The 11707-nt window shown below is 53.3% G+C and carries 10 protein-coding genes; 5 read left to right on the forward strand and 5 right to left on the reverse strand.

Going from position 1 to position 11707, the window contains the following annotated elements; translation table 11 throughout:
* Positions 1 to 111 precede the first annotated feature (111 nt).
* The 3 genes from M3G15_RS00195 to M3G15_RS00205 all read left to right on the forward strand — a co-directional run bounded on the left by M3G15_RS00195 (position 112) and on the right by M3G15_RS00205 (position 2512).
* On the forward strand, positions 112 to 747 hold the full coding sequence (locus M3G15_RS00195; RefSeq protein WP_036644891.1) for a glycoside hydrolase family 11 protein: 636 nt from the start codon (positions 112 to 114) through the stop codon (positions 745 to 747).
* A 99-nt stretch (positions 748 to 846) separates the two neighbouring features.
* Positions 847 to 1698, forward strand: coding sequence for an SUMF1/EgtB/PvdO family nonheme iron enzyme (locus tag M3G15_RS00200; protein WP_036644892.1), 852 nt, complete (start codon positions 847 to 849; stop codon positions 1696 to 1698).
* 106 nt (positions 1699 to 1804) lie between these two features.
* Entirely contained in the window at positions 1805 to 2512 is a 708-nt protein-coding gene (locus tag M3G15_RS00205) for a DNA alkylation repair protein (protein ID WP_009224573.1), read from the forward strand.
* A gap of 158 nt (positions 2513 to 2670) precedes the next feature.
* Here the strand turns inward: M3G15_RS00205 and M3G15_RS00210 are convergent, their stop codons facing one another.
* From M3G15_RS00210 to M3G15_RS00225, 4 genes are all read right to left on the reverse strand, one after another.
* Positions 2671 to 2868, reverse strand: coding sequence for a hypothetical protein (locus tag M3G15_RS00210; RefSeq protein ID WP_009224574.1), 198 nt, complete (start codon positions 2866 to 2868; stop codon positions 2671 to 2673).
* Between the two features lie 143 nt (positions 2869 to 3011).
* Positions 3012 to 4568 (reverse strand): flavocytochrome c, encoded by a 1557-nt coding sequence (locus M3G15_RS00215; RefSeq protein WP_260069727.1) that lies wholly within the window; start codon positions 4566 to 4568, stop codon positions 3012 to 3014.
* A 218-nt stretch (positions 4569 to 4786) separates the two neighbouring features.
* Positions 4787 to 6565, reverse strand: a complete 1779-nt coding sequence (locus M3G15_RS00220; protein WP_260069728.1) for an ABC transporter ATP-binding protein — start codon at positions 6563 to 6565, stop codon at positions 4787 to 4789.
* Positions 6552 to 8327, reverse strand: coding sequence for an ABC transporter ATP-binding protein (locus tag M3G15_RS00225; RefSeq protein WP_260069729.1), 1776 nt, complete (start codon positions 8325 to 8327; stop codon positions 6552 to 6554). Before M3G15_RS00225 ends, M3G15_RS00220 begins: the two co-directional genes overlap by 14 nt.
* 244 nt (positions 8328 to 8571) lie before the next feature.
* Here M3G15_RS00225 and M3G15_RS00230 point away from each other — a divergent pair, with 244 nt between their 5' ends.
* Positions 8572 to 9165 (forward strand): GNAT family N-acetyltransferase, encoded by a 594-nt coding sequence (locus M3G15_RS00230; RefSeq protein WP_260069730.1) that lies wholly within the window; start codon positions 8572 to 8574, stop codon positions 9163 to 9165.
* Positions 9166 to 9575: 410 nt separating this feature from the next.
* Positions 9576 to 10808: a DEAD/DEAH box helicase gene (locus M3G15_RS00235; RefSeq protein ID WP_260069731.1), complete on the forward strand. Its 1233-nt coding sequence runs from the start codon at positions 9576 to 9578 to the stop codon at positions 10806 to 10808.
* A gap of 74 nt (positions 10809 to 10882) precedes the next feature.
* Here M3G15_RS00235 and M3G15_RS00240 read toward each other — a convergent pair whose 3' ends face one another.
* On the reverse strand, positions 10883 to 11632 hold the full coding sequence (locus tag M3G15_RS00240; protein ID WP_260069732.1) for a GTP pyrophosphokinase: 750 nt from the start codon (positions 11630 to 11632) through the stop codon (positions 10883 to 10885).
* Positions 11633 to 11707 lie beyond the last annotated feature (75 nt).

The following is an 11707-nucleotide window of genomic DNA, read 5'->3' on the forward strand; positions in this document are numbered from 1 at the left end:
TAAAAGAGGCTCCAAGGTAGGTGATGCCCCAGGAAACGAAGCTTGACCTCGGTAAGAAGCAGGGAGCAAGAATTATTTTTGTTAGTCAAATCTATTTCTGAGGAGGAATGTTTGATGAAATTAAAAAAGAAGATGCTCACTTTACTCCTGACGGCTTCGATGAGTTTCGGTTTATTTGGGGCAACCTCGAGTGCAGCAACGGATTATTGGCAATATTGGACGGATGGCGGCGGAACGGTGAATGCGGTTAACGGGTCCGGGGGCAATTACAGCGTAACTTGGCAAAATAGCGGGAACTTCGTGGTCGGCAAAGGCTGGAGCGTAGGGTCGCCAAATCGGACGATCAATTACAATGCCGGCATCTGGGAACCTTCGGGGAACGGGTACTTGACCCTTTACGGATGGACTAGAAACTCGCTGATCGAGTATTACGTTGTCGACAGTTGGGGGACGTACCGGCCAACAGGTACTCACAAAGGAACGGTGAACAGCGACGGAGGCACCTACGATATTTATACGACCATGCGCTATAATGCGCCTTCCATTGATGGCACGCAGACGTTCCAACAGTTCTGGAGCGTGCGGCAATCGAAACGACCAACCGGCAGCAACGTCTCCATCACCTTCAGCAATCACGTGAATGCTTGGAGAAGCAAGGGCATGAACCTGGGCAGCAGCTGGTCGTACCAGGTCTTGGCGACGGAAGGCTATCAGAGCAGCGGAAGATCCAACGTCACGGTGTGGTAATGGTTCATCGCTAAATTTGGTCTCAAGGCCGTTCGGTTTGCCGCCGGCGGCCTTCACTGATCTTCAATCAAAGGGGAGCTGACCTTGAGGAAGCGATACATGAGCATGATCTTGTCCATCACCATCATGGTGCTGGTCTCCGCCTGCTCGCAGGCAGCAATGGGGAGACCGGAGCGGCAGAACGACTCCTTCGTGCTAGTTCAAGGCGGGAGCGTGAAGAACACCCGGTCTAATTTTTATGGCTCGAGCAGGGTACTGGCTGATTTTTATATCGGAAAATATGAAGTGACCCAGAGAGAATGGGTGGAAGTGATGGGCAGCAATCCGTCTCAGTTCCAAGGCGACCAATTGCCGGTGGAGATGGTGAGCTGGTACGACGTGATCGAGTATTGCAATCAGCGGAGCATAAAAGAGGGCTTGAAACCTTTTTACAATATAGATAAGCAAAAAATAGACCCCAACAATCAAAGCGAATACGATCCTGTGAAATGGACGGTCACCATCAATCCGGACGCGAACGGGTACCGGCTTCCGACGGAGGAAGAGTGGGAGTATGCAGCTGGGGGCGGGCAGCACAGCCAAAGCTATAAATACAGCGGAAGCTCGCGTGTGGACGATGTGGCCTGGTATTGGCGGAATGCCGGAGAGGAGTACCTGAGCGGGGACTGGAACTGGCCGATCATTGAGAGTAATCATAGCCGAACCCGGCCTGTTGGCGGCAAGGAGCCCAATGAGCTGGGGCTGTACGATATGTCTGGCAATGTGAGGGAATGGTGCTGGGATTGGTACGGGGACGAGGTGAACCAGAACTATAAGCGTGGCTCATTTCGCGTAGTGAAAGGCGGCGGCTGGATCGGCGATGTCAGCAGCAGCGAGGTGTCGTTTCGCGGCAAGTTTGAAGCGAGCGGCTTTGGCCCGGATCAAGGGTTCCGCCTGGCGCGCAACAAGTAGTTTGGCGAGGACGCTTGGCCTTATTTTGGAATTGAATCAAGCCCTTCTCACGTAGTAAGCTAGGGGGAGAAGAACCCATACGGGATGAAGGGAGCTGGCTCCATAAATGAAGCTGGAAACGGTGATGCAGGAGCTTGAGGCACTCGGTAAGGAGCGCCTGAAAAAAATGTACATGTCCAACGGCGCGCGGGAGCCGCTGTTTGGTGTAGCCACAGGAGAAATGAAGCCGCTGTTCCGGCAGATCAAGATCAATCAGCCCTTGGCTGAGGAGCTTTACGCGACGGGGAATTACGATGCGATGTATTTTGCGGGGATGATTGCGGATCCGAAGGCGATGACGCATGCGGATTTTGATCGCTGGATCGAGGGGGCGTATTTCTATATGCTGTCGGACTTCGTGGTTGCCGTCACCTTGGCGGAGGCGGATATCGCCCAGGAGGTGGCCGACCAGTGGATCGCCAGCGGGGACGAGCTGAAGATGTCGGCGGGTTGGAGCTGTTACTGCTGGCTATTGGGGAGCCGGCCGGACAGCGAATTTGACGAGGGCAAGCTCGCCGGCATGCTGGAAACGGTGAAAAACTCGATTCACGATGCGCCCGAGCGTACGAAGTCTGCGATGAATAACTTTGTTTACACCGTCGGGGTTTCTTACCGGCCACTCCACACTCAAGCGGTGGAGACCGCCCAGGCGATCGGCCCGGTCGAGATGAAACGGGGGAAGAAGAAAAGCGCCATTCTGAACGCTTCGGAAAGCATTCAAAAAGCGCTGGATCGCGGGCAACTGGGCTTTAAGCGGAAGTATGTGCGGTGTTGAGATTGGCGGGGAGGGGACACGGAGCTGGTAGCTGTGGGCGTTAGTCCACCGGGTGCATTCTATATGAAAAATCGAATACAATCGGCTAAATTCGGCGATATCGGCGAAATGTATTCGAAAAATCATACAGAATTGGGCCTGATGCGGGTGAAATCGAGCTACAACGGTTTCCCATTCAACGTCGGCGGGTCCTCGGGCTTCATCTCGGGACCGAAATCGTCCGTCGCTGCGGCAGGGTTGCCGTCCTGGTTCCAGGCGTCTTTCGTCATGAAGGCGCCTTTTCGGCCTTCGTTGGTGGAGTCCTTGGCCTTGGCCCGCTGCAGCTGCTGCTGAGTGTAGTCCTCATTTTTGCTCATCTTAGGCACCTCCTTAGGTTTCGTGTATCGTGGGTGGTTATTTAGTATTCCCAAAGATCATTTCCTCAAAAAAGAAAATCCGCCAAAGCTCGAACTCCTTGGAGTCCAAGCCTTGACGGGTCCCTATCTCATGATCCTTCAGCTTATTGCGCCTTCACGAACTCGGCCGCCTTCACGCCGGCCTGACGTCCGAAAATGATAATATCGGCCACGGAGTTGCCGCCGATCCGGTTATCCCCGTGCAACCCGCCGGTAACTTCGCCAGCGGCAAACAGACCTGGGATCGGGTTGCCTTCTTTGTTCAATACTTCTGTGTTGGTGTTGATTTTCACGCCGCCCATGGTGTAGTGGATGCCGGGAGCAATTTTGATGGCATAGTACGGTGCGCCGGACAAATCGTTATCCATCCCGGTGGTTCTGCCGAATTCGGCGTCATTTTGATTCTGAACAGCCGCGTTCCAAGTTTCTAACGTTTGCGCCAAAGCATTTGCCGGTACACCCATCTTTTCGGCCAAAGCTTCAATCGTGTCGCCCTGGAGTACAATGCCCATCTTCTCATATTGTTGGATCGCTTTAGCTCGGGATTTCACACCGGAATCAAAGACAAGGTAGGCGGACTTCTCAGGCAGGGCATTGATCGCGTTGGTCACTTTATCGCGCGTGTCCATTTCATTAAAGAAACGCTTGCCTTCGCTGGAAACAAGGATCGCGCCTTCGCCGCGCACGGCTTCACCGATCAGATAAGATTTCTCCTGTTGAACAGTCGGGTGAACCTGGATCTGATCCATATCAACGGTAACGCCGCCCAATTTCTCAATCATCGTAATGCCGTCGCCGGTGCTGCCAGCTTGGTTGGTCGTGACATATCCCTTTAAGTCCGGTCTAAACTGCGTGATCATTTCCGGATTGGCCCCGTAACCGCCGGTCGCCACGATGACGGCTTTGCCGGTAATCGTTTTTTCTTCGGTATCGTTCAGGACCACCTTCACGCCGCTCACTTTGCCGTCTTGCTGAGTAATCTCCTTGACATTGGCGTTGACGAACAACGGAATGCCTTGTTCTTCAACGTTTCGGACCAGGCCGTCCACCAGGTATTGTCCCACGGCGGAGCCGTCTTCCGGACGGTGCGTGCGTTTTTCGCTCATGCCGCCCGTAATCGTGAGGTTATTCAACCGAATGCCAATGGAATCGAGCCAATCGATCGCGCCTGCGGAATGGTCAACGAAGAAACGCAACAGTTCGGTATCATTTGTATTGTGGCCACCTTTTAGCGTCTCTTCATAGAACTTGTCGTTGCTGTCTTCAATGCCTTGTTCCTTTTGGAATTTCGTCTCCGAGGCGTTCATGCCGGAGGACGATTTCGTCGTGTTACCGCCGGCCACCGGCATTTTCTCGAAGATAACGGGGTTCATACCGTTGGCTTTCGCTTCGAGTGCTGCGGTCATGCCAGCACCGCCTGCGCCGATGATAATGATATCGTAGCTGTCCTTCAATTGATCGTGAGGCGTATAGCTTTTTTCGGATGCGCCGGCTACGGCTTCGGCTTCGTTTTCTTTGGCTTTGTCCGTCTGTCCGCCAGCCTGCGTCTGGTTCTGATCCTGAGCCTGGTTCTGAGGCTCATTCCCATTGTTGCCGCATCCCGCGATGACAAGCATCAAGGATAAGACGAGAATGAGTGCTGCTGTAACTTTCTTTTGCATGATAAACCCTCCACTTCTGTCTATATCGGGGTGCTGTTTCTCTTTCGTTCCCCTTGGAGAGGATAACATAAGGGCATACCATAGTAAGTGAACCATTTCACAATTCGACAAATTTTGATATCCCAGCGTCCGGTACCCAGCGTCCGGTAAAAACAAAAAGGCAACTCCGTCAGCCAGGTTAAATTGGCTTGGCGGAATTGCCTTTATTTTTGCATGATCTATACAGCTTCCATCTTCTGCGCGGTATACAAGCGGTAGTACAGACCACGTTTGGCCATCAGCTCATCATGCGAGCCGGATTCGGCAATCCCCTTGTCGGAGACATACATGATGCGGTCGCAGTTCTTCACCGTCGACAGCCGGTGCGCGATGATGAACGAGGTGCGTCCCTTGAGCAGCTCGTTTAAGCCTTGCTGAAGCAGGCGCTCCGTCTTGGCGTCGATCGAGGAGGTCGCTTCGTCCAGGATCAGAATGCGCGGATTGGCCAGCAGCGTCCGGGCGAACGAGATGAGCTGCCGCTGTCCTTGGGAGAGCTTCGAGCCGCGTTCGTTCACCTCGGTGTAGTACCCTTGCTCAAACTCGCGGATGAACTCGTCCGCGCAGACCGTTTTGGCCGCGGCGATGACTTCCTCCTCGGTGGCGTCCAGCTTGCCGTATCGGATATTATCCATGATCGTACCCGAGAAAATAAAGCTATCCTGCAGCATTATCCCCATCTGGCTGCGCAGCGACTTCAACGTCACTTGAGAGATGTCGTGACCATCGATCAGAATCGCGCCTTCGCTCACATTATAGAAGCGCGAGATGAGGTTGACGACCGTGGTCTTGCCCGCGCCCGTCGGTCCGACGAGGGCGATGCTTTCCCCGGCTTTTACCTCGAAGTTCAGGTGCTCCAGAATGTTCAGGCCTGGATCGTAAGCAAACGTAACGTCTTTGAATTGGACGTTGCCCTGCACCGGCGGCAAAGCCTTCGCCCCCGGGACATCGCTGACCGTCACCGGTTCATCCATCGTTTCGAAGATCCGTTCCAGATAAGCGACGGCGTTAATGAAGTTGTTATACAGCTGGGACAGGTTCAGGATCGGTTGCCAGAAGCGGGCCGCATAGTTACTCATCGCAAGGATGACCCCGAAGGTCACGCCTTCCGGACCCATCGCAAGCAAGCCAACCATATAGATCAGCGTCGTGACGATCGTCGCCAGGTTGTCGACGGAGAACGGGATCAGGGCGTTGTAGCGAAGCGCCCGCATCCATTCCTTGCGGTAGTTGCCGGCCAGGCGGGTAAAGATGCCTTCGTTATGCTTCTCGCGGGAGAAAATTTGCGTCACGCCAATCCCGCTGATGCTCTCCTGCAAATACGCGTTCATGTTGGAGCTTTTGTTGGAAACAGCCTGCCATGCCCGGCGCTGCCGGGTTTTGATCAGCAGCATAACGCCGAGGAACACCGGCAATCCGGCCAAGGTGACGAACGACAACCGGACATCCAACGCAAACATAAACACAGCGATAAAGATCAAATTGACGATCTCCAAAATAAAGTTGATGATCCCGTTGGACAAAACGTCCGATACGGCGTTAACGTAGTTGACGACGCGGATCAGGATTTTCCCTTGCGGGCGGTCGTCGTAATATTTAAACGGCAGCTGCTGCAGATGCTTGAACAGATCCGTACGGATATCGAAGATGATATCCTGGCCGACCCGGGTCATGATCCGGGAGCGGATCGTCGCCAGCTCGACGCTGACCACGATCGTGAGCAGCATCAGCGCAGACCACCCGACCAGCGCACCAAACGCTTTCTCCGGAATCGTCACGTCCACAACGTGTTGAATAATGAGCGGCGCCGACAGCGCGATTGCAGCCGACAAGGCGCTCAGCACAAACGCGATGATCATCGGCTTCTGCTGTTTTCGGATGTACACCATGGCACGTTTGAAGTGCTTTATGTCAAAAGGAGACTCCAGATTCTCATCCACATCGAACTTATTTCTGGCCATGGGCGCTCACCGTCCTTCCGATCCCTTCATTTTGAAGCATAAATACATCGTAATAATAGCCGCGTTTCGCGAGCAATTCCGCATGGGTGCCTTCCTCGATCAGCCGTCCGCCGTCCAGGATCAGAATGCGGTCCGCTTCGGCTGTGGTCGACACGCGCTGGGCAATGATCAGCTTCGTGCACGGGAAGTTCAGCTCGCGCAAGCTCTTCTGGATATGCTCCTCGGTTTCCAAGTCAACCGCGGAGGTGGTGTCGTCGAGGATCAGAATCGGTCGGCGCACCGCCAGCGCCCGGGCCAGCGCAATCCGCTGCTTCTGACCGCCGGATAAGCCGACGCCGCGTTCCCCAACGATGGTGTCATACCCTTCCGGCATTTTCGTAATAAAATCATGCGCAGCAGCGAGCCGGGCATACTCTCTCGTTTGTTCCTCCGGCAGTTCGGGATCGCCGTAAGCGATATTTCCGTCGATCGTATCGGAGAACAGCAGCACGTCCTGGGTCGCGATGCCGATGTTGCTGCGGAGCTCATCGAGCTCCAGGTCGCGGACGTCCACGCCGTCAACCAACACTTGCCCGTCGGATACGTCGTAAAAGCGGGGGATCAGGTTTACGAGCGATGTTTTGCCCGAACCGGTTGAGCCCATAATGGCGATCGTTTCCCCCGGATTCACCGAGAAGCTGATATCGTGAAGCACTTCATTGCTGTCATATTTGAAGCTGACATGCTTGAATTCGATCCGTCCTTCGTAACGGCGCTTTTCGATCGCTTTGTGCTCGTTTACGATTTTTGGTTTGGCGTAATAAATTTCTACAATTTTACTTAAGCTGGCGAAGAAACGTTGAATATCGTTAATGATAATGCCGATGTTGCGCATCGGGTTGGATACGGCCCAGATCAATGCGGAGAACGCGGAAAATTCCCCGAAGGTAATCCGTCCCTGCATGACAAAATATCCGCCAGCCAGCATCAGGATCACGTTAAACGCTTGTGCGAACGTCTCCAGATACGGGAAGTAGTCCAGCCACACGAGCGCGGCTTTCTTGTTCGCTTCTGAGAAGTGAATGTTCTTGTCGGTGAACTTCTCAATTTCAAATTCTTCACGGGCAAAGGCTTTAACGACGCGGTTCCCCGAGATGTTCTCTTGGGTGATCGTGTTCAGTTGGGACAACCGCTCGCGCAGATCCACGTACATTGGACGGACCTTTTTCGCGAAGATGTAAGCCACGATGAAGATCGGAGGCGCCAAGATCAGCAGCCACAGCGTCAACACAGCATCAATTGTGAAAAAATAAGCGACGGCCGCAACAAAGATCGTCACCGATTCAATAATCGTCTTGATAATCCACGCCATCGAGTGCCGCACCATGTCCAGGTCCCCGGTCATCTTGGTCATGAGGTCCCCGGTCCGGTTATGGTCATAGTACTCCATATCCTGGCCTTGGATTTTGTTGTAGAGGTAGATGCGGACTTTGTACAGCATATTTTGCGAAGCCTGCTCGTATTGCATCGTCGTCAAATAAGCAAGCCCCGTCCGCAGCAGAGAGAAACCAATCATCCCCAAGCAGAGCATGATCAGCAGTCCCCGTTGCTGCGATAAATTTTCCATCGCATGTTCACCTGTGATAAACGTGTCGACAATGCGTTGGCCTATGTACGGATTGATAATCATGAGCGAGGAGCCCACGACGGAAAGCACCAGCGCCGTGATATATCTGGCCCGGTTGCCCTCCAAATTCTGCCACAGCCATTTGAGTTCAAACAATTCTGATCACCCGTTTCTGTTTGTTGTTGCAAGCTGTCAAATGCAACCCCGTTTTCGCAAATCATCGTGATTATACCACAACCGTTCACAGGTAAAACCCGCATATTCCAGCGTGTTGTCACGTAGGTTAGCGTTTTCGTGATGGGATCGCCTCTTTGCTTTTATTTCGGTAAAATCTTTAGAATATGAAGTGAATAGCTCCGATTTTGCAGGCCGATATGAAAAAAGTGAAGGAGGGGTTGCCATGGTCGAGGATATCGTCATCGTACCGTTAACCGCTGAAGATCGAGAGGAAGCCTGCCGGGTATTCGAGCAGACGATTCCAGAGGCGTTTGCCGCGGAAGGGTTTGGACATTTAATAGAAGATATTCGCGAGGAAATTGAGGGGAAAATCCAGCTGGTGGACGCAGCGCTTGGGGCTGCACCTGGCTTTGATTCACGCGGGGATGGGCCACAAGCGGTGGAGAGCCCTGTCTTTTTCCTCGCTGCGAAGATCGCTCGGGAGGTGGTCGGCATCATTTCCTTTGGCCCTTGCGGGAAGGAAATCAGGGAATGTACCCAGCACGCGTTGGACGATGTTGGCGAGCTGGGGAGCTTGTACGTGCTGTCCGCCTATCAAGGACAAGGCATCGGATCGGCTTTGATCGAGGCGATGGCGAAGGCGCTGCGGGAGCGGGGCATCGAGCGGTTCTGCCTCGACAGCGGCTACAAGCGGGCGCAGCAGAAGTGGCTTCGCAAGTTCGGTGAGCCTTATGCCGTGGCCAAGGACTACTGGGGGCCGGGGCAAGACCATATGGTATGGTTGTGTCAGGTGGAGGACTACGTGGTGCGCAGGTAGGGTTTCCGACTTCACTCGGTGCTGAAATAAGGGTAAAAAGTGGTCTTATTCTTCAAAATCAACACGTTCCTCGTAAAATAAGGCACTAAAATGTCCTTATTGATCTCAAATCGGGCCAATACGGGACATTTCAGCCTCTTTTCCTCCAAATAAGACCCTAAAAGGGCCTTATTTTCTTCATGGAGTGCAAAAGGGCGGAAATAACGCCACAAAAGGGCCTTATCGGAATGCTCTGCCGAAATGAGAACGGTCGGCCATCGCGCATGCACCGAACCGGTCCGATCCAACTCTCCATTTGCCGGGTTACCTGTGAAGTGTTATATTGGTAAGATTGGTGGAACGAGCTTCAAGCCTTGGGCGCTTCCTGCCAAAATTAGCGATTCCGGCAGTAAGGCCGGCAAGGAGTTATTATGCAATTTAAAGAACTGAACCTGATCCCTTCGATCTTAAAAGCGTTGGAGCAGGAAAACTATACGGCACCTACGCCCATTCAACAACAAGCGATTCCTCCGATTCTGGGCGGCCAAGACTTATTGGGTTGCGCGCAGACCGGTACGGGGAAAACCGCAGCATTTGCCATCCCCACCCTGCAGTTGCTGCATAAGGATGGCGCCCCGCGCGCAGGCCGGCGGAACATCCGCGCGCTTGTGATCACGCCAACCCGCGAGCTGGCGCTGCAGATTTACGAAAATTTTTGCGCCTACGGCAAGTACCTGCCTCTGAAATGCGCCGTCATCTTTGGCGGCGTGTCGCAGAAACCGCAGGAGGCCGCGCTGCAAAAGGGCGTAGACATTCTGGTGGCCACGCCCGGAAGGCTGAACGATCTCATGCAGCAGAAGCTGATCGATCTGAAGAACGTGGAGCTCCTGATTTTGGATGAAGCGGATCGCATGCTGGATATGGGCTTTATCCACGACGTCAAGAAGATCATCGCCAAGACACCGTCCCAGCGGCAAACCTTGCTCTTCTCCGCCACGATGCCAGATGCGATCGCGCAAATGGCCGATTCCATCCTGAGAAATCCCGTCAAGGTGGAGATTACGCCGGTTTCCTCAACGGTGGACACCATCGGGCAGTATCTGTATTACGTGGACAAGGGCAACAAGAGGGATCTGCTGATTCATCTTTTGAAAGACCCATCCATCGAATCCGCCATCGTCTTTACGCGGACCAAGCATGGGGCGGACCGGTTGGTGCGCCACTTAACGAAGGCGCAGGTCAGCGCCAAAGCCATCCATGGCGACAAATCGCAAGGCGCTAGGCAGACGGCTTTGCAAGATTTCAAGAATCGCACCTTGCGCGTCCTGGTTGCTACCGATATTGCGGCACGGGGCATCGACATCGACGAGTTGTCCCACGTCATCAACTATGAGCTGCCGAATATTCCCGAAACATACGTCCACCGGATCGGGCGGACCGGCCGGGCCGGACAAAGCGGCGTCGCCATTTCGTTCTGCGATTTTGACGAGAAGCCGTACCTGGCCGATATCGAGAAATTGATCGGAAAGCGGATCCCTGTCATTAAGGAGCACCCTTATCCGATGCAACAGACCGCCTTAGCTCCAAAGCCGGTGCAGCCGGCAAGGGAGTCCAAGAAGCGCACGGAATCCTTGAACACCAAACGTGTAAGACAATCCCGCTAAATGAAGAAGGAGTTGCACCTCCCATCTTGATGATGGTACAGGGCAACTCCTATTCTTGTAGGTCTTCCTAAGGCTCATTCCCCGCCCGACAACAACTTCAGCAGCTTCTGCGGAATGTTGAACTTCTGGTTGTCGATGAGCAACTGGAACTCTTCGGAGGCTTCGACTTGGTGAGCGTGCTTGATTTCCTCCATTTCCTGCTGCAGCTGTTCCATTTTCAAGTCCAGCTCGTAGGCGGTGTCGGCGGCGTTCTTGAGATCCTGGAGCAGACGATCCGGTACGGACTCGTTGTATTTATAGAAAATTTTGTGCTCCAGACTGGCCCAGAAATCCATGGCAATGGTGCGGATCTGAATTTCGACGCACACCATTTCCTCGCCGTCTGACATGAACACCGGCACTTCGACCAGCATGTGCAGGCTTTTGTATCCGTTCGGCTTGGGGTTCTTGATGTAATCTTTGATCGTAAGGATCTTCAGGTCCTTCTGCGCCTGCAGCATTTCGCTGATCCGGTAAATGTCCGAGATAAACGAACAGGTGATGCGAATGCCGGCGATGTCGCGGATACTGCGCTTGATATCCTCTAAGGAGGAAGCGCCGCCTTTGCGGTACAGCTTCTTCATGATGCTTTCCGGAGACTTGATTCTAGACTTCGTATGCTCGATCGGATTGTAGTCGTGGAGAAGCTGAAACTCCTCCTGCAAAATTTCGATTTTTGTCTCCACCTCGTGGAGAGCAAATTTGTACATCATCATAAATCGGGTCAACGACTTCTGCAAGGCCTTCATTTGCTCTAAGGGGTTCACAAAAGATTGATTTATCATTAGGGGCTCCGTCCTTTAACATTGTTCATCACATGATTTCCATTTCCATTATAGCTTAGGAGACAGGCCAGATGC

Source organism: Paenibacillus sp. p3-SID1389 (genome assembly GCF_025151705.1).
GTDB classification, from domain to species: Bacteria; Bacillota; Bacilli; order Paenibacillales; family Paenibacillaceae; genus Fontibacillus; species Fontibacillus phoenicis.